Origin of the sequence: Idiomarina piscisalsi (assembly GCF_003987095.1) — a bacterium.
Lineage (GTDB): Bacteria > Pseudomonadota > Gammaproteobacteria > Enterobacterales > Alteromonadaceae > Idiomarina > Idiomarina piscisalsi.
Window position 1 is genome coordinate 179,250 of record NZ_PIQA01000001.1, and the last position, 17,923, is coordinate 197,172.

Here is a 17,923-nt window from a genome sequence, read left to right on the forward strand (position 1 = left end):
TAGCTAGTGATAATGACGTTTAAAAAGCTGTTAGTAAGTGCAATGATAGCGAGTGCTGTTGCTCCGGCTTATGCACAAGATGAATTTGTTGTAGAAGATATTGAAGTTAAAGGGTTGCAACGTGTTGCTTTAGGAGCCGCGTTAACCTACATTCCGGTTCGAGTCGGTGACGAGGTCAGTGAGTTGCAAATTCGCAGCGCAATTCGTTCACTGTATTCCTCTACGCACTTCGATTATATTGATGCTCGACGTGATGATAATACGCTTATTTTCTCAGTCAGTGAGCGACCCACTATTGCAGATATTACCTTTGATGGTAACAGCGATATAAAAGACGAACAGCTACAAGAAAGCTTAACTGACAACAATATTGTTGTTGGTGAACCGCTCGACAGAACCACCATTGCAGGTATTGAAAAAGGTCTTGAAGACTTTTACCACAGCGTCGGTAAATACAATGCCTCGGTTGAGGTTCAGGTGGTTGACTTACCGCGTAACCGAGTTGAGCTGCGTATGACTTTTGAAGAAGGTGATGCAGCGGAAATTGCTCAAATTAATATCGTCGGTAATAAGGCGTTCTCTGACGCTCAGCTACTGGATACGTTCGAGTTGCGTGATGACTTACCCTGGTGGAACGTTATTGGTGAAAAACGTTACCAGAAGCAACAACTCAGCGGCGACCTTGAAACCCTGGAGTCATTTTACCGTGACCGCGGTTACCTGCGATTTCAGGTCGAGTCTGTACAAGTGTCAATGACGCCAGATCGTGAAGGTGTATACATAACTCTTAACGTCAATGAAGGCGACAAATACAATGTCAGCGAAACGGATGTTATTGGTGACTTAAAGGGTCACGAAGAGATGATTACACGTATCGCTCAAATTGAAGAGGGAACGCTTTATAACGCCGCACAAGTGACTTACATTGAAGACATGATAAGCCGTTTTTACGGTCGCTACGGTTATGCTTACCCTGAAGTACGTGCTATTCCCGAACATAACGAAGACGATAAAACGGTAAAAATCACGTTTTCTGTGAACCCGGGCAAGCGCGTTTATGTACGACGTATTAAGTTTGAAGGCAATAGCGCAACCCAAGACCGCGTACTGCGTCGTGAAATGCGTCAATTAGAAGGCGCCTGGCTGTCAGACAGTAACGTAGAGCAGGGTAAAGTGCGCCTTGAGCGCTTAGGTTTCTTTGAAACTGTCGAGACCTCTACCGAACGTGTTGAAGGCAGCGATGACGAAGTAGATATTACTTATAAAGTCAAAGAGCAGCCTTCAGGTTCATTTAATGCGGGTATTGGTTACGGAGACTACTCGGGGCTTCAATTAAACGCAGGTGTTCAACAGAATAACTTCTTGGGAACTGGTAACCGGGTTGGTTTTAATATCAGTACCAGCCGTTTTAATAAAAATGCCAACGTTTCATATACTGACCCGTACTTTACAATTAACGGCGTTAGCTTGTCGGGTCAGGTTTATATGAGTGAGTTTGATGCAGGCCGTGCGGAAAACTTGGTTCAGTACAACCAAAAAACCTACGGTGTATCGACAGGGGTGAGCTTCCCTATAGACGAAATTAATCGTCTAAACTTTGGTGTTGGTTATAAGAACCAAGAAGTGGCGGCAGCGAATACCGACTCTTACGAACAAATTAGTAACTTTTTCCAACCGTTTTTAGACCCAACAGCGCCGGACGAAGCCGTTGGTTTTGATATTTATGAAGTGAACGCCGGTTGGTCACGAGTGACCCTGAACCGAGGCACTTTCCCAACGAGCGGTTCATCACAACGCTTAGGTGTTGAAGTTGCAACGCCATTGAGTGACGTGCAGTACTTCCGCTTTAATTACGATTATAAGCATTACTTTCCAATTACCCGCGACCAGCAATGGACATTCCTAACACGCCTGAATTTAGGCTACGGTAATGGTTATGGTGAAAGTGATGACGGCAACGAATTTTTACTGCCTTTCTGGGAAAATTTCCGTGTAGCAGGTCAAGGCGACTTACGAGGCTTTGAAGCTAACACCGTAGGCCCTCGAGCTGTTCAGCTTGGTGGCGGCATGACGACGCCTCCGGGTGTCGATGGTAGCCCAGGTGGTATTCCATCAACGAATGAGAGTGTTTTTGTCAGTCAATATGCAGTGGGCGGTAACGCAAAAGTTGTTGGTGGTCTTGAGCTGATTGTACCGACACCATTTATTGATGAAGGCATGCGTAATAGCGTAAGAACCAGTGTCTTTGTTGACTTTGGTATGGTTTGGGATACAGAATTCAATTACGATACTTATAAAGATCTACCGATGAGCCCAAACAGTCGCTACGAATTAAGTGATTACAGCTCACCGGGAGACTTCAGAGCTTCTGCTGGTGTTTCAGTACAGTGGATTTCGCCGATGGGACCTTTAACGTTCTCGTTAGGTCGAGCGCTTAAAGAAGTGGAAGGCGATGAAACTCAGGTGTTCTCGTTTAACATTGGTACGACATTCTAATAATAAAGCTAAAATAGCAATTTGAAGGAGTAATATTTTGAAAAAGTTAATGAAATCAACAGCAGCAGCTGTCGCTATTTCAACCGCACTGTTTGCTGGTGCCGCTCAAGCGCAGCAGAAAATTGGTGTTGTTGACATGATGAACGTGTTTCAGCAATTGCCACAGCGTGAGCAAATTTCTGAAAAACTGCAAAATGAGTTTCAGGATCGCTTTGAAGAAATGCGTCAGCTAGAGCAAAAAGTTCAGGAGCTTCGTCAGAAACAAGAGCGTGATGCTTCAATTATGTCAGAAGCTGAAAAAACTCAGCTGGCTCGTGAACTCGAGCAAACAATTTCTCAAGCACAGCTTAAGAGCAAAGCACTGCAGGAAGATACGCGCGCTCGTCAAAACGAAGAGCGTAACAAGTTGCTAGCCAAAGTTCAGGGCGTTATTACTGACGTTGCAGAAGAAGAAGGCTATGACATGGTCTTAGAAAGCAACGCTGTTGCATACATGAAAGCTGATAACGACTTGTCAGACGAAGTTGTCGAGAAAATGTCTTCAGGAAATTAATATGTCCGAATACACATTGCAGCAGTTGGCTGACCATGTGGGTGGGGAGGTGCGAGGAAACTCGCAGCTCCCCATTTTGCGCGTGGCAACCTTGCAATCTGCAAGCGCCGATGCCATAGCTTTTTTGGCAAACAGTCGTTATAAAAAGCAGTTAGAAAGCACTCAAGCCGGAGCGGTTTTAGTCAGTCCCAAAGATGACAGCGACGTGGTGGATAATGCCATTATCGTTAATAATCCGTACGCGGCATTTGCTCACATAGCTCAATTACTCGATACCACACCACAACCGGCAGAAGGTATTGCGAAAACCGCCGTCATCGCTGACTCAGCTCACATTGGCAAAAACGTCAGTATTGGTGAGTATGCAGTAATTGAAGAAGGGGTTCATATTGGTGATAACACCAGTATTGGTCCACACTGTTATGTCGGGCGCGAGACCACTATTGGCTCGGACTGTACTTTGTGGTCCGGAGTTAAGGTTTACCACCAGTGTGTCATTGGTAACAACTGCTTATTCCATTCTGGGGCCGTTATTGGCGCCGATGGTTTTGGTTGGGCGCCAGAGGGCGGGAAATGGGTTAAAATACCTCAGTTGGGCCGTGTGGTCATTAAAGACAACGTCGATATTGGTGCCAGCACGACTATCGATAGAGGCGCGTTAGATGACACCATCATAAGCTCTGGCTGTATTATCGATAACCAGTGTCAAATTGCTCATAATGTCTTTATTGATGAAGACACCGCTATTGCAGGTTGTACTGTATTAGCAGGAAGCTGCCATATCGGTAAACGCTGCATGATAGGCGGCGCCTCGGCTATTAACGGACACATCAGTATTTGTGATGATGTACAGATAATGGGCTTTGCCATGGTGATAAAAGAGATCACTGAGCCGGGCGTTTATGCGTCAGGCATACCGGCAGCCAGCCACCGTGAGTGGCGCCGCAACGGTGCTCGCTTTAGACAGCTTGATGACTTATTCAAGCGTGTAAAAGAGCTCGAGAAAAAAGCAGATTAACTTTCAAGGTGAATGATTTGAAAATAAAGGACTCAGGATTTGATATTCAGGGCGTACTTGAGTTACTCCCGCATCGCTATCCATTTTTGCTCATTGACAGAGTTATTGAAACAAACTCAAAAGACTCGTTACATGCCATAAAAAATGTCAGTTTTAACGAGCCAATGTTTAATGGACACTTCCCGGAAAAGCCTATTTTCCCGGGCGTTTTGCTGTTAGAAGCAATAGCGCAAGCCTGTGGTCTACTGGGGTTCAAAATTACCGAAAGTAAGAAAAACGCCAACGATTTATACCTTTTTGCTGGTATTGATAACGCGCGGTTTAAACGCCAGGTCGTGCCCGGTGATACAATCGATTTTTACGTTACTTTTGAAAAAGAGCGTCGCGGTATTTGGAAATTTAGTGGTCGTGCAGAAGTAGATGGTGAAGTTGCGTGTACGGCTGAGATTATCTGCGCAAGAAGAGAAGTGTAGTGATTCACGAAACAGCAATTATCGATCCGAAAGCACGTATTGGCGAGAACGTCAGTGTTGGTCCGTGGACGGTTATTGGTCCTGATGTTGTTATTGAAGACAACTGCGATATTCGCTCGCATGTTGTCGTTAAAGGCCCGACGACGATAGGGAAAGGCAATACTATCTATCAGTTTGCGTCCGTTGGAGAGGATTGCCAGGATAAAAAGTACGCAGGTGAGCCGACTGAATTAATCATTGGTGATAACAATGTTATTCGTGAATCGGTCACTATTCACAGAGGTACCGTTCAGGATAACTCTCTGACTAAAATTGGCGACAATAACTTGTTCATGGCCTATGTGCATGTGGCGCACGACTGCATGATTGGCGACAACAATATTTTTGCTAACCAGGTGAGTTTAGCGGGGCATGTGCATATTGGTGACTGGGTTATCCTTGGCGGTATGACAGGCGTACATCAGTTCTGCCATATTGGTTCTCATGCTTTTGCGGCGGTAAACTCCATCGTTGTTCAAGATATTCCTCCTTTTGTTATGGCGCAGGGGCATAATGCCCGTCCCCGCACTATCAATGCAGAAGGTCTAAAGCGCCGCGGCTTTACCCCGGAACAAATTCAAAATATCCGCCGGGCTTATAAGTTGCTGTACCGTGCCGGACACACAACTGAAGAAGCGTTAGAGCATATTGAAGCGCTGAGCGAACCGGCGTTGGATGGCTTTACTGACTTTGTTCGCCAGAGCAGCCGTGGAATTATTCGCGGCTAAATAGTCCTTAGTTAGCGAGCCCGTAATGACAAAAAGCATAAAAGTTGCCTTGGTTGCCGGCGAGCATTCCGGTGACCTACTGGGGGCCGGCCTTATTAAAGCGCTAAAACAGCGCCACACCAACATCGAGTTCATTGGTGTTGGTGGGCCGCTCATGCAAGAGCAGGGGCTCAAGTCATTTTTCCCAATGGATGACCTTGCCGTTATGGGCATAGCAGAAGTGCTTAAGCAGCTTCCTAAACTGCTTAAGCACCGAAAGCAGTTGGTTCAGTATCTTATTGATGAACAGCCCGATGTCATGGTGGGAATAGACGCACCAGACTTTAACCTTACGGTCGAGAAGCGCTTAAAGAAAGCTGGTATTCCTACCATACATTACGTTAGTCCGTCGGTTTGGGCCTGGCGTGAAAACCGTATAAAAGGCATTAAGCAGTCCGTTAATCATGTATTGTGTTTACTACCGTTCGAAAAAGAGTTTTACGATAAGCATCAATTACCGGCCACCTTTGTTGGTCACCCCCTGGCTGATGATATCCCTCTTGAATGGAGCAAAAACGACGCAAGAAATGAGCTGGACATAGAGCCACACGGAAAGTACTTAGCTATTTTACCGGGTAGCCGTTCTGGCGAAATTGAGCGCATGGCTCCGCTATTTCTAAATGTGGCTAAGCGTCTCTTTGCAAAGTTCCCAGAGCTTAAGTTCGTCGCCCCGATGATAAGTGAACAAAGAGCAGAGCAGTTTAATAACTTGGTAAGGCAGCATGCGCCGGAGCTGACAATTAATACACCTATTGGTAACAGCCGTTTGACTATGGCAGCATCCGACTACTTGCTGTTAACCTCCGGCACTGTTGCATTAGAAGCGTTATTAATAAAAAGACCTATGGTCGTTGCTTACCGTTTTCATTGGTTGAGCTACCGAATTATTAAACGTCTTTTTCACGCACCATTTTTCTCTCTACCTAACTTATTGGCAGGGCGCAAAATTGTCCCGGAGCTGGCTCAGACCGAAGCGTCTGAGAATAACATTGAGCAAGAGTTATCATCGCTTATCGAATCGGACAATCATGCACTTTTAGAGCAGTTCACTCAAATACATCAACAGCTAAAAGTCACCGCGAGCGAAAAAGCGGCGGACGTCGTTGACTCCTTTCTATAATTTAGAATCTTAGCGTCGATAATCTAAACTCTTCTTTTGCCGTAATAACTTCTATTATTAGCGTATCCCTTTTTAAAGGAGTTTATTATGGGTTTATTAGTCGATGGTCAGTGGCACGATAAGTGGTACGACACCAAAAAGCATGGTGGTCGTTTTGTTCGTAGTGAGTCACAGTTTCGCTCGACCATAGAGACGGGCGGTGAGTTTGAGCCTGAATCAGGGCGTTATCACCTTTATGTATCTTATGCATGCCCGTGGGCGCATCGAGCGCTCATTTTCCGTAAATTAAAAGGCTTAGAGCCTCATATTGACGTATCGGTCGTTAAGCCACTGATGGTGGAAAATGGCTGGGAGTTTGGCGAGGCACCACTGAATGAGCCTTTGTATGGACTCGACTTTATGTATGAGCTGTATTTGAAAGCGGACAGCAACTACAGCGGCCGTGTCACAGTGCCTGTGTTGTGGGACAAAAAGACGCAAACCATTGTAAATAACGAGTCTGCGGAAATTATCCGCATCTTCAATTCAAGTTTTAATGAGTTGACTGGTAATACAGAGGATTTTTACCCACAAAACTTACGTAGCGAAATCGACGGTGTTAACGAATGGGTGTATAACAGCATTAATAATGGTGTATATAAGAGCGGTTTCGCTACGACTCAGGAAGCTTATGAAGAAGCTTTTGACGAGCTTTTCACCGCACTTGACCGTGTTGAGGGCATTTTATCTAAACAACGCTACCTGGCAGGAAACCAACTCACAGAAGCCGATTGGCGATTATTTACCACATTAGTGCGTTTTGATGCGGTCTATTTCGGGCACTTTAAAACCAATAAAAAGCGCATTGTTGATTATCCTGCTATGTGGAATTACCTGCTGGGGTTGTATCAGTATCCGGGCGTTAAAGAGACGGTCGTCATGGACCATATTAAAACGCATTACTATGCCAGCCATAAAACCATTAACCCAACACAGGTTGTGCCCAAGGGACCGGATATCGACTTTGAACAGTCACATGACCGGGAGGCTTTAAAATGAGTGTTATTAAGAGCAGACATCGCGGCATGCCGGCTCAGGATGGCGCCGGCGTTAAGCTGACTCGGGTCATTAACCAGCCCGGCTTGCGGCATCAGGACCCATTCCTGATGCTGGATGAATTTCGCTCAGACAACCCGGATGATTACATTGCCGGCTTTCCTCCGCATCCGCATCGTGGTTTTTGCACGCTGACATACATGCTGGCGGGCACTATGGAGCATAAAGACTCAGTCGGCAATACGGGGGAAGTGGAAGCCGGTGGCGTACAATGGATGAAGGCGGCAAAAGGTATTATTCACGCCGAAATGCCCAAACAGGTAGAAGGCCTTATGTGGGGCTTTCAGCTGTGGGTTAATCTACCTGCCTCGGAGAAAATGAGCGACCCCGAGTGGTTTGACTTTCCTTCAGCAAAAATACCCGAAGTGCAAGTTGGTAACACAACACTGCGCTTAATCGCAGGCAATTACGGTAACGAGAAAGGACCGGTATCCTTGTCGGGTCGCGACTTTTTCATGGCGGACGTGAAGCTGAGTGGCGAGTTTGAGTTAAAGTCACAGCAACAGGAAAAGCGTTTAGCCTATGTCTACGATGGAGAGCTGGAATTAAACGGTGAAGCAGTGTCTCGTGGTGAGTTGCTGCAACTCGACAGTAGCACAGATTTAGCGCTTAAAAGCGATGCAGGTGCAGGGGTTATTGTGTTGGCCGCAAAACCCATTAACGAGCCTATCGCACAGTATGGCCCATTCGTGATGAACACATCTGAGGAACTGGATGTGGCAATAAAAGACTATCAAAGCGGAACGCTGGCAGCGAATCAGAAGCTTTAGCGCAGACCCAGCTCTTCGGTTTCCTCTAACAACTGCTCGTAGCGTTGTGTGTGGCTATCGGAGAGCTGCAACCCCTCAAGCACCTTAAAACAGTTCTCACACTCTTTTTTCAGAGTAGCCTTATTCGCACTCGGGTTTTCTTCCGTATAACGAACGGCAGCCTGAATGAAGTTCAAGGCCGCACCGCTGTTTAGCGGTGCTAGCTCCATCGACTGACGAAAGTCATTTAATGCCTGTTGGTAAATGCCCGCTTGATAGGCTTCAGCACCTTGTCGATGAATTTTAAAGAATTCGTCCTGCTGTTTTTGAGCAGCCGCCATGCGGGATTTGAGGATTTTCAGCGTGTAACTGTCAAGTTTCACTTTTTCTGCTTGTTGGCCGGCAAGCATATTCGCTTTTTCGTATTCACCAACATCCAGTAAAACGGCAATAACGTCCGGTAAAAGGTTCCGATCGATTTCACGGTTGTTGGCCAGGTCATCGCCGACGACTTCATTCAAACGATGCTGAGCCTCTCGTAAGCGCCCGTTGAATGAGTCAATGCGAGACAGAAGAATAGACTCGAGATCTTCAAAAGAAATGTCGGCGTGCAGCAAGTGCTCGTCGTAGCGCGCGCGCTGAAGCTCCATGGTGGCTTCAGTCTGATACTTACTGATTTGTTGCGGGGTATCGCTGTTTTCAGCGGCATCGAGAATACTGCGCAGGTAGTTACACAGGTGCTCTGCATTACGAAATACTGACTTACGTGCTATTTGTAACACGTTATTCATGGCTTGCTTTGCTAAGTCAAAGTCGCCGTTGTCGCGAGCAATGTGAGCCAGTCGAGTTTGTCTGTCGATTGAAAATGGCGCCATAGTAATGGCGTCGCGAGCGCTGTCTAACGCTTCTTCAAGCTGCTGCTGTTGTAGATAGCACTCGGTTTTTAAATCCTGAGCCTCTATCGCATGGGGCATGCGTTTGAGAATATGATTAATAATGTTCAGTGCTTCTTCCGGCGAGTTTTGCAACAGTCGGGTTTCGGCTAGCTTCAAAAATACCCAGCTGTGTGAGTTATCTTCCAACAGTTCCTTTATCGCCTTTTCTGCTTCGTGCAGCTGACCAGTCTTATTGTAGAGCTCTATTTGTAGCTTACGGCAGTAGTTACTGTAGCGGCTGTTCGTCGCAATGTGCTTTTCGCAAGCCTTAATGCAGTCGTCGTAATTATGAGAGGTGAGTGCCTGAAACACATCTTTTAGCCACATACGACGCTTGTAGGCGCGAGTAAGGCGCGAGCGGAGTACCCGATGCGAGAATGGCTTCATTAAATAGTCATCGGGCTGAAGCTCAAGAGCACTCAGCACCATTGGGCGAGAGTTGTCACCGGTAATAATAAAAAACAAAGTATGTGGCTTCATCAGCCCACGCACTTGCAACTCTTCTAATACCTGACGGCCGTTTTTACCGGAGCCGAGATTATAGTCAACCAACAGAATATCGTGAGGGTTCTTCACGTAGGCGGCAATACCCGCTTCACCAGTGCTTTTTACCTGAACCTCTTTTGCGCCCAAATTGAGCAGTGAGCCCTTAAGCATGACTTGAAAGGGCTTCTGATCATCAATCAGTAGCACACGCTTATTATTGAGCTCCAGAGTTTTATCCATTCTTGCGGTCAAACACCCTTTAATTAACGACTTAGCAACAGCATACTGTCTAAATTCAATAATGTTAAGCAGCAACAGGGTGATATATGCAAGCTTTAAAACTGTCTGAAGGAAAAGTGCACTGGTCTGAAATCAACTCATTGCCAAATCCCTCTGCCAATGAGATTACCGTAAAAGTGTCGGCGGCCGGTGTGAACCGGGCAGACTTAATGCAAATAGCTGGCAAGTATCCTCCGCCACCGGGGGCATCAGACATACCTGGTTTAGAAGTAGCAGGCATTGTCGCAGAGGTTGGTAGCCGTGTTAGTGGTCTGCAGAAAGGGCAACGGGTTGCTGCCTTGTTGGCGGGCGGAGGCTTTGCCGAATACGTAAATGTGCCGGCTGAACAAGTCCTCCCTGTACCTGATAAGTGGACTGATGAAATGGCTGCCGGTTGGTTGGAAACCTTCGCTACGGCTTATTTAAATGTCTTTATGCTAGCAAACCTGCAACCGCAAGAGTCCGTTCTTACACATGCTGGTGCCAGCGGGGTAGGTTCTTCGCTTATTCAGCTATGCCGGGAAAGCGGCAATCCAATAACGGCTGTTGTCGGTAGCTCAGACAAAGAGAGCTTTTGTAAAGAGCTTGGCGCCACAGAAACTATTAATCGTTATCAGCAGGACATTGTTGAAACGATGAAAGGTATTGGCGGTGTTGATGTGGTGCTTAATCCGGTAGCAGGTGATTCCATAGGAAAGGATCAACACTACTTAAACCAAGACGGCCGTATTATTCTTATCGGCCTAATGGGTGGCCGTGTGGGCATGGTCGACTTTGGACGCATGCTTATGAAACGCCAACGCATTATTGGCTCTACGCTACGTTCGTTAGTGCCGGAGCGTAAAGGCGAAATACTCACACAAATGTGACAACAGTTTGGCTCTCAGTTTACGAGTGGCGTAATACAACCCATTATTGATAAAACGTTTGAACAGAGAGATGTTCAGCAGGCATTTGATTATGTTGCTGCTAATAAAACGCAAGGGAAAATCGTCGTTAAAATTGGCGAGTAACCTTAAGAAAAATGGTGGAGGGGGCAGGATTCGAACCTGCGAAGGCTGAGCCGTCAGATTTACAGTCTGATCCCTTTGGCCACTCGGGAACCCCTCCACTCAAGAGGCGCGTATAATAACAGCCAGAACTGAGCTGTAAAGAGAAAACTTAAACTTTCCTGACTTTGGACGATAACAAAAGTATCTAAGGTTATTTTCCAGGGTCGGTATGAGCCAAGTTCAGTCGGTTCAGCAAAGAGCATCGGACATTTTTGAGCAGCACGCGAGTGAAGCCGTTAATCATGGCTTCGCGGGTGAGTTTGCTTATTGGGTGTCGGCATTGGGCACCGACCCGGTCATTGATGATAACCAATATGACCAAACTAATTGGCAAAGAGCTATAGGTGCTGCAAGAGCTCGACCGTTAGAACCGGCAGGAAATGTTGTTTTAGCGAGCGGTGTTTATAAGTCAGTCAGCCAACTGTCTGACTTTAAGCTGCAAGATGCTACACACCCTCAACCGCTCGTACCTGATGCAAGCCCTGACCGCTTGCCTATTGAGTTGCTTCATAATTTAGACTGGCGTGTACGCCAACGTGTTGAAAAGAAAAAGTCGAAGCAAGAAGAGCCAGAGCTTAATGATTATCGTAAACGAGGTCCGGCGGGGCTTTACGATGTGCTACAAAAATTAGGTATTACGCACTAAGCATTTCATCGTTTCTCTGCTTCGGGCATAATGGCTTTGATGTTTCGAAACCAATAGTCTTGCAGCCACATGAAGCAATTACCTCCAGAAGATGAAGAGCGTATCGATGCGTTTACTGAGCATTTATGGCTGCATCATGGCTCCAGTGAAAATACGCAGGCGGCGTACCGTAGTGACCTACGTCGATTCTGTGAGTACCTGCTTCCCCAAAAAACTCCGCTACTTGAGGTTGATGAGTTAATCCTTCAAGACTACTTGCTGTGGCGCCGGACTCAGGGCTTGTCTCCTCGAAGTACCTCTCGCTTTTTAAGTTCTGCGAAAAAGTTTTTCCAGTTTGCGGTGAAGCAGAAGTGGCTTGCTCATGACCCGACCGCCAAGCTGAAGCGTCCGAAGCTACCGCAAAGCATTCCGCACTCATTAAGCGAAGCTGATGTTGAAAACCTACTGCAAGCTCCGGAAACTGATACTCCAATTGGTCTGCGTGATCGCACCATGCTGGAGGTGCTATACGCAACTGGTCTGCGCGTCACGGAGCTGGTTCGTTTGCAATATGACCAAGTCAGCCGGCAACAGGGCCTGGTGCGAGTGGTTGGTAAAGGTGATAAAGAGCGACTGGTTCCGTTAGGTGAGGAAGCCCTGGAATGGCTGGAGCGTTACTTAAAGCATGGACGCCCTATATTGACTGACAAACAAAGCCCCTGGGTGTTTGTGACTACGCGAGGCTCATTACTGACCCGTCAGGCGTTTTGGTATCGGTTACGACATTACGCAGAAACCGCAGGTATATACGCTCATTTATCGCCACATACGTTACGACATGCGTTTGCCACTCACTTACTGAACCATGGCGCAGATTTAAGAGTCTTACAGTTACTTTTAGGTCACAGTGACTTATCGACTACGCAAATTTATACGCAGGTCGCAAGAGAGCGTTTACAAGCCTTACACGCCCAGCACCACCCTCGCGGATAATTGCATTTTAAGCGGTAACAGGGTAGGGTTCGCTCATCAATAATAAGAGGTATTTATGCAGTATTTGACGACGTTATTGGCTGTATCGGCTATAGGTTTTTCGCTATTTTCAGCGCCCATTTCCGCTGACGAATTAAATACCAAGCATTTGAACAGAATAGGTATTGAGGTTATTTCAACCGAGCCGGGCGAAATTGACGGCTATGTTCGTGTGGTCACTAATCAGGGTATGTTTTATGTGTCAGAGGACGGCAAAAAGCTGATTAGCGGTAATGTCTTTGATATTACAAATTCAGCGCCTGAGAACCTGACGGAAAAGGGCAATGGAGCGGTTCGCAAAGAAATGCTAACCGACTTTGTAGACGATATGATCGTTTACAAAGCCGATGACGAGAAATACAAAGTCACTGTGTTCACGGACACGACTTGTGGTTACTGCCAACGTCTGCATGAAAACCTCGACAGCTACTTAAGTGCCGGTATTACTATTCAGTACTTGGCATTCCCGCGTGGCGGTCTGGATAGTAAAGGAGGACAGGAGCTGCAAGCAGTTTGGTGTGCAGACGACAAAAAAGCTGCGATAAGTGCTTTTAAAGACGAAGAAAGCTATCGTGGCAACAGTTCGTGCAGCAACCCCGTCGAGCAACATTACTCGCTGGGTAAGTCGTTCGGTGTTACCGGAACGCCCGCAATTATTTTGCCCGATGGCCGTTTAATTCCGGGGGCGGTGCCGGCACGTCGCCTGTTGTCTGAATTAAGAAAGTAGTTCAGCAGCTGCAATGACAGATTACACAATACGCCGTTACCCTAAGGTTAGTGACGAGTTTCTGCCGCAAAATGTTCCGCCATTGTTGCGGCAAATTTATGCGCGCCGTGGTGTTAGTGATGAACGAGAGTTGTCTTTAAAAGCGGCCGGTCTGACACACTTTTCAAGTTTAAAAGATATTGACGCTGCGGTCGAAATACTGGCGGATGCGCTGGATAAGCAGTGGTCTGTGTGTATTTGCGGCGACTTCGACGCTGACGGTGCGACTAGCTCCGCGCTTATGGTGTCGGCCTTAACTGCTTTCGGTTTCGCGAATGTCGGGTATCGTGTTCCCAATAGAATGACTGACGGCTATGGGTTGTCGGTATCTATGGTAGAAGAGCTCGCCGCTAAAGACATTAAAGTGATTGTCACTGTTGATAATGGCATAGCGGCTCACGAGGCCATTGAACGAGCCAATGAACTGAATATCAAAGTGATTGTTACCGATCACCATTTACCTGCGCAGACTCTGCCTAATGCAGACGCTATTGTTAATCCAAACCAGCCCGACTGCTCATTTCCCAGCAAAAACTTAGCCGGCGTTGGCGTTGCCTTTTACGTACTGCTGGCTTTGCGCGCCCATTTAAGAGAAAAGCAACCCACACCGAATTTAGCCGACTGGCTTGATTTAGTTGCGCTCGGCACCGTGGCAGATGTTGTGCCACTGGACTACAACAACCGAATTTTGGTCCATCAGGGGCTTGCACGAATAAAGCAGGGCCTTTGCCGTCCGGGCATTCAGGCACTACTGGACGTGTCTAACCGCAATGCCGCACAGCTTAATGCCAGTGATTTGGGGTTTGCCCTGGCTCCCCGAATTAATGCAGCTGGGCGACTGGATGACATAAGTCTCGGTATTGAGTGTCTGCTTGCTGAAAAAGAGCATGCGCAGCGGTTGGCGCAGCAATTGAACGAACTGAACCTGCAACGTAGAAATATCGAGTCTGATATGCGTGAACACGCTGAGACTGCCGTTGCGAAACTGCAGTTCGATACGGGGAAGATTCCTGACTTAGTGACCTTGTATCAATCCGATTGGCATGCAGGCGTTATCGGTATTGTTGCCGGCCGAGTGAAAGAACAGGTAAACCGTCCGGTTATTGCGCTGGCGCATGAAGATGATGAGGTATTGAAAGGTTCTGCACGCTCTGTCAGTGGTTTACACATGCGAGATTTGCTTGAGCGTGTACATACTCTCGAGCCTAATATTATGGAACGTTTTGGCGGCCACGCGATGGCAGCAGGTTTAACCCTAAAGAAAAGCAATTTAGAACGGTTTTCAGAACTGGCTCAACAAGTTGCCGGGGAGTGGCTGACGGAAGAGCAAAAGCAACGTGTCTATTGGTCTGATGGTGAACTGACCTTACCGGAGCTATCGATAAGTCAGGTTGAAATGCTGCAAAACGCAGGCCCCTGGGGACAGCACTTTCCGGAGCCTATGTTTGACGGTGAGTTTGACATTGTCGACCAGCGTATTGTTGGCGAGAAGCACTTAAAATGTGTGCTTAGGCATCCACAAGGCGATGTGTTAGATGCTATTGCATTCAATGTCGATACCAACGAATGGCCAAATAATAGCGCTCAGCGGGTTGAGCTGTTATACAAGCCACAATTAAATCATTTCCGCGGTAAAACTTCTGTGCAGTTGCTGGTGGAGCAAATTCGCGCAATACGTTAAACTACGCCCCTTTCAAAATTCAAAGAATTAGGTAGTCGAATGTTTGAGACCAACGCAACCTACAACAACATAAAAGAAATGCGTGAGCGCAGTGATGCGCTTAGGGGGTATCTTTGACTATGATGCTAAAGTAGAGCGTCTGGAAGAAGTTACCCGTGAAATGGAGCAGCCCGATGTCTGGGATGATCCGCAAAAAGCGCAAGCTCTGGGAAAAGAGCGAGCCAGTCTTGAACAAGTGGTCGAAACCTTAGACAAGTTACAGCAAGGCCTGGATGATGTAGAAGGCTTAGTTGATTTAGCGGTGGAAGACGAAGATACCTTCAACGAAGCTCAGGATGAATTGTCTGGCCTGTTAAAGCAGTTGGAAACCTTAGAATTCCGCCGGATGTTCTCGAAAGATAATGACAGTGCTGACTGCTACCTGGATATACAGTCGGGTTCTGGTGGCACTGAGGCTCAGGATTGGGCCAATATGTTATTGCGAATGTATCTGCGCTGGGCAGAAGCTCATGACTTTAAAGCAGAAATTACCGAGCTGTCAGAAGGTGATGTTGCCGGAATAAAATCAGCGACGGTGCGCGTGGCAGGTGAGTATGCTTACGGCTGGTTACGTACCGAAACCGGCGTACACCGTCTGGTTCGTAAATCTCCGTTTGACTCGGGAAACCGTCGTCATACATCGTTCGCTTCTGTGTTTGTTTATCCGGAAGTAGATGACGACATCGATATTGAAATCGATCCGTCAGATTTACGCGTTGATACCTATCGGGCTTCAGGCGCGGGTGGTCAGCACGTAAACCGGACAGACTCGGCGGTTCGTATTACTCACGAGCCCACGGGCATTGTGGTGCAATGTCAAAGTGACCGTTCGCAGCATAAGAACCGTGACTCGGCAATGAAGCAGTTAAAAGCGAAGTTGTATGAGTTCGAGTTACAGAAACAAAACGAAGAGAAACAAGCGCTGGAAGACTCGAAAGCGGACATTGGCTGGGGCAGCCAAATTCGCTCGTATGTATTAGACGACGCACGTATTAAAGACTTACGCACCGGCGTTGAAAATCGTAATACACAAGCCGTGTTAGACGGCGCTTTAGACCCATTTATTGAAGCCAGCTTAAAAAGCGGGCTATAAGTTTAATTTAAGTATCCCGACAGAGGAAAATCGATAATGACTGATAAATCGCAAGCACCCGAAGTAGATGTAAACGAACAGATCGCGCAACGAAAGGCGAAACTGTCGGCGCTTCGCGATAAGGGCATCGCATTCCCGAACGATTTTCGTCGGGACTCGCTGGCAGCAGATCTGCACGCAGATTACGACAGTGTTAGCAAAGAAGAGCTGGCAGAGAAAGGTATTCGCGTAAAAGTTGCCGGACGTATGATGACCCGACGTATTATGGGTAAAGCGAGCTTTGCCACCATTCAGGATATGAGTGGTAAAATTCAGTTGTACGTTGCTAGGGACAATTTGCCTGAAGGCTTTTATAACAGCGAATTTAAAAAATGGGACTTAGGCGACATTATTGGTGCGTCGGGAACTCTGTTCATTACAGGTACCGGTGAGCTGAGTGTGCAGGTTGACGACATTCGCCTGTTAACCAAAGCTTTGCGTCCATTGCCTGACAAATTCCACGGCTTGGCAGATCAGGAAACGCGTTATCGCCAGCGCTACTTAGACCTGATTACAAACGATGAGTCGCGTAATACTTTTGTCGTTCGTTCTAAAGTTATCGATTACATCCGCCGCTTCTTAAGCGAGCGTCAGTTCCTGGAAGTTGAAACGCCAATGATGCAGGCAATTCCGGGCGGAGCTTCGGCGCGTCCATTCAGTACGCATCATAATGCGTTAGACATGGAGCTGTTCCTGCGTATCGCGCCAGAACTTTACTTAAAGCGTTTGGTTGTGGGTGGCTTCGAAAAAGTTTTCGAAATTAACCGTAACTTCCGTAATGAAGGTTTGTCGACTCGCCATAACCCAGAGTTCACTATGCTGGAGTTTTATTGGGGCTATGCGGACTATCACGACCTTATGGATTTAACCGAGCAAATGCTGCGTGGTGCAGCTGAAGCTGTTCTTGGATCGGCTCAGTTTACCAGTCAAGGCGTTGATTATGACTTTGGTAAGCCGTTTGAACGCATGACCGTGCTGGAAGCTATTTTGAAGTATATGCCGGAAGTGAAGGAAGAGCAGCTGAAGCACATGGATAGTGCGGTGGAAATTGCTGAGCAGGTTGGTGTAAATGTGCAGTCTTCATGGGGCTTAGGTAAGGTTCAAATCGAAATTTTTGAAACCGTTGCTGAACATCGCTTAATTCAGCCTACTTTTATTACTGCATATCCGGCGGAAGTATCGCCACTGGCACGTCGTAACGATGATGACCCGTTTGTGACTGATCGCTTCGAGTTCTTTGCCGGCGGTCGTGAGCTGGCGAATGGATTCTCCGAGCTTAACGATGCAGAAGATCAGGCTCAGCGTTTTCGTGAGCAGGTCGAGCAGAAGGAAGCAGGCGACGACGAAGCCATGTTCTATGACGAAGACTATGTTACTGCACTAGAGCACGGCATGCCGCCAACGGCGGGCGAGGGTATCGGTATTGACCGCTTAGTTATGTTGTTAACCGATTCTGCATCGATTCGTGACGTCTTACTGTTCCCGCATATGCGTCCAAAAGCAGATTAAGCAATAGCTTAAAAATTGCTCGAAAAGCGCATTGGCTGCTATAGTCATTTTCTATAGTCAGTTAATGCGTTTTTTTA

At 47.1% G+C, this 17,923-nt stretch carries 16 protein-coding genes, 1 tRNA gene and 1 pseudogene; 16 read left to right on the forward strand and 2 right to left on the reverse strand.

Going from position 1 to position 17,923, the window contains the following annotated elements:
* Window positions 1-12: 12 nt before the first annotated feature.
* The 8 genes from bamA (at window position 13) to CWI73_RS00925 (ending at window position 8,331) form a co-directional block, all read left to right on the forward strand.
* Window positions 13-2,496, forward strand: a complete 2,484-nt coding sequence (gene bamA / locus CWI73_RS00890; RefSeq protein ID WP_126751131.1) for an outer membrane protein assembly factor BamA — start codon at window positions 13-15, stop codon at window positions 2,494-2,496.
* A 37-nt stretch (window positions 2,497-2,533) separates the two neighbouring features.
* Window positions 2,534-3,049 carry an OmpH/Skp family outer membrane protein gene (locus CWI73_RS00895; protein ID WP_126751132.1) on the forward strand — a complete coding sequence of 172 codons (516 nt, stop codon included), beginning with the start codon at window positions 2,534-2,536 and terminating at the stop codon, window positions 3,047-3,049.
* A 1-nt stretch (window position 3,050) separates the two neighbouring features.
* The gene (gene lpxD, locus CWI73_RS00900) at window positions 3,051-4,067 is read left to right on the forward strand and encodes a UDP-3-O-(3-hydroxymyristoyl)glucosamine N-acyltransferase (RefSeq protein WP_126751133.1); all 1,017 of its coding nucleotides are present in this window, start codon (window positions 3,051-3,053) and stop codon (window positions 4,065-4,067) included.
* A gap of 17 nt (window positions 4,068-4,084) precedes the next feature.
* Complete coding sequence (gene fabZ / locus CWI73_RS00905; protein ID WP_058579586.1) at window positions 4,085-4,540, forward strand: 3-hydroxyacyl-ACP dehydratase FabZ; 456 nt, start codon at window positions 4,085-4,087, stop codon at window positions 4,538-4,540.
* Window positions 4,540-5,307 carry an acyl-ACP--UDP-N-acetylglucosamine O-acyltransferase gene (gene lpxA, locus CWI73_RS00910; RefSeq protein ID WP_126751134.1) on the forward strand — a complete coding sequence of 256 codons (768 nt, stop codon included), beginning with the start codon at window positions 4,540-4,542 and terminating at the stop codon, window positions 5,305-5,307. The genes fabZ and lpxA overlap by 1 nt, the downstream gene beginning before the upstream one ends.
* A 25-nt stretch (window positions 5,308-5,332) precedes the next feature.
* Window positions 5,333-6,466: a lipid-A-disaccharide synthase gene (gene lpxB, locus CWI73_RS00915; RefSeq protein ID WP_126751135.1), complete on the forward strand. Its 1,134-nt coding sequence runs from the start codon at window positions 5,333-5,335 to the stop codon at window positions 6,464-6,466.
* Between the two features lie 87 nt (window positions 6,467-6,553).
* On the forward strand, window positions 6,554-7,504 hold the full coding sequence (locus CWI73_RS00920) for a glutathione S-transferase family protein (RefSeq protein WP_126751136.1): 951 nt from the start codon (window positions 6,554-6,556) through the stop codon (window positions 7,502-7,504).
* Complete coding sequence (locus CWI73_RS00925) at window positions 7,501-8,331, forward strand: pirin family protein (protein ID WP_126751137.1); 831 nt, start codon at window positions 7,501-7,503, stop codon at window positions 8,329-8,331. The genes CWI73_RS00920 and CWI73_RS00925 overlap by 4 nt, the downstream gene beginning before the upstream one ends.
* On the opposite strand, the gene CWI73_RS00930 is transcribed toward CWI73_RS00925, so the two are convergent.
* Window positions 8,328-9,971, reverse strand: a complete 1,644-nt coding sequence (locus CWI73_RS00930) for a tetratricopeptide repeat-containing response regulator (RefSeq protein ID WP_126751138.1) — start codon at window positions 9,969-9,971, stop codon at window positions 8,328-8,330. The genes CWI73_RS00925 and CWI73_RS00930 overlap by 4 nt on opposite strands.
* An 86-nt stretch (window positions 9,972-10,057) precedes the next feature.
* Here CWI73_RS00930 and CWI73_RS00935 point away from each other — a divergent pair, with 86 nt between their 5' ends.
* Both CWI73_RS00935 and CWI73_RS12560 read left to right on the forward strand, forming a co-directional pair.
* Window positions 10,058-10,879: an NAD(P)H-quinone oxidoreductase gene (locus CWI73_RS00935; protein ID WP_241968800.1), complete on the forward strand. Its 822-nt coding sequence runs from the start codon at window positions 10,058-10,060 to the stop codon at window positions 10,877-10,879.
* 21 nt (window positions 10,880-10,900) lie between these two features.
* Window positions 10,901-11,023: pseudogene (locus CWI73_RS12560) on the forward strand (zinc-binding dehydrogenase); the annotation flags it as partial.
* Between the two features lie 12 nt (window positions 11,024-11,035).
* On the opposite strand, the gene CWI73_RS00940 reads toward CWI73_RS12560, so the two are convergent.
* A tRNA-Tyr gene (locus CWI73_RS00940) sits at window positions 11,036-11,120 on the reverse strand.
* Between the two features lie 111 nt (window positions 11,121-11,231).
* Here CWI73_RS00940 and CWI73_RS00945 point away from each other — a divergent pair.
* The 6 genes from CWI73_RS00945 to lysS all read left to right on the forward strand — a co-directional run bounded on the left by CWI73_RS00945 (window position 11,232) and on the right by lysS (window position 17,846).
* Window positions 11,232-11,708 (forward strand): VC2046/SO_2500 family protein, encoded by a 477-nt coding sequence (locus tag CWI73_RS00945; protein WP_126751139.1) that lies wholly within the window; start codon window positions 11,232-11,234, stop codon window positions 11,706-11,708.
* Window positions 11,709-11,777: 69 nt separating this feature from the next.
* Window positions 11,778-12,680: a site-specific tyrosine recombinase XerD gene (xerD, locus tag CWI73_RS00950; RefSeq protein WP_126751140.1), complete on the forward strand. Its 903-nt coding sequence runs from the start codon at window positions 11,778-11,780 to the stop codon at window positions 12,678-12,680.
* Window positions 12,681-12,735: 55 nt separating this feature from the next.
* Window positions 12,736-13,446: a thioredoxin fold domain-containing protein gene (locus CWI73_RS00955; RefSeq protein WP_126751141.1), complete on the forward strand. Its 711-nt coding sequence runs from the start codon at window positions 12,736-12,738 to the stop codon at window positions 13,444-13,446.
* A gap of 13 nt (window positions 13,447-13,459) precedes the next feature.
* Window positions 13,460-15,166 carry a single-stranded-DNA-specific exonuclease RecJ gene (recJ, locus tag CWI73_RS00960; protein ID WP_126751142.1) on the forward strand — a complete coding sequence of 569 codons (1,707 nt, stop codon included), beginning with the start codon at window positions 13,460-13,462 and terminating at the stop codon, window positions 15,164-15,166.
* A gap of 39 nt (window positions 15,167-15,205) precedes the next feature.
* Window positions 15,206-16,298, forward strand: a protein-coding gene (gene prfB / locus CWI73_RS00965) for a peptide chain release factor 2 (protein ID WP_126751143.1) whose coding sequence is annotated in 2 segments (ribosomal slippage) — window positions 15,206-15,280 and window positions 15,282-16,298 — 1,092 coding nt in all. Because the reading frame shifts where the segments join, the coding sequence is not laid out codon by codon here.
* Between the two features lie 36 nt (window positions 16,299-16,334).
* Entirely contained in the window at window positions 16,335-17,846 is a 1,512-nt protein-coding gene (gene lysS, locus CWI73_RS00970) for a lysine--tRNA ligase (protein WP_053952672.1), read from the forward strand.
* The last annotated feature ends 77 nt before the right edge of the window (window positions 17,847-17,923 follow it).

Bases quoted from the DNA above. Each gene is read 5' to 3' on its own strand.
- CWI73_RS00920 (WP_126751136.1), top strand. From the start codon at position 6,554: ATGGGTTTATTAGTCGATGGTCAGTGGCACGATAAGTGGTACGACACC.
- lpxD (WP_126751133.1), top strand. From the start codon at position 3,051: ATGTCCGAATACACATTGCAGCAGTTGGCTGACCATGTGGGTGGGGAG.
- CWI73_RS00955 (WP_126751141.1), top strand. From the start codon at position 12,736: ATGCAGTATTTGACGACGTTATTGGCTGTATCGGCTATAGGTTTTTCG.
- xerD (WP_126751140.1), top strand. From the start codon at position 11,778: ATGAAGCAATTACCTCCAGAAGATGAAGAGCGTATCGATGCGTTTACT.
- CWI73_RS00935 (WP_241968800.1), top strand. From the start codon at position 10,058: ATGCAAGCTTTAAAACTGTCTGAAGGAAAAGTGCACTGGTCTGAAATC.
- CWI73_RS00925 (WP_126751137.1), top strand. From the start codon at position 7,501: ATGAGTGTTATTAAGAGCAGACATCGCGGCATGCCGGCTCAGGATGGC.
- lysS (WP_053952672.1), top strand. From the start codon at position 16,335: ATGACTGATAAATCGCAAGCACCCGAAGTAGATGTAAACGAACAGATC.
- bamA (WP_126751131.1), top strand. From the start codon at position 13: ATGACGTTTAAAAAGCTGTTAGTAAGTGCAATGATAGCGAGTGCTGTT.
- lpxB (WP_126751135.1), top strand. From the start codon at position 5,333: ATGACAAAAAGCATAAAAGTTGCCTTGGTTGCCGGCGAGCATTCCGGT.
- CWI73_RS00945 (WP_126751139.1), top strand. From the start codon at position 11,232: ATGAGCCAAGTTCAGTCGGTTCAGCAAAGAGCATCGGACATTTTTGAG.
- recJ (WP_126751142.1), top strand. From the start codon at position 13,460: ATGACAGATTACACAATACGCCGTTACCCTAAGGTTAGTGACGAGTTT.
- CWI73_RS00930 (WP_126751138.1), bottom strand. From the start codon at position 9,971: ATGGATAAAACTCTGGAGCTCAATAATAAGCGTGTGCTACTGATTGAT.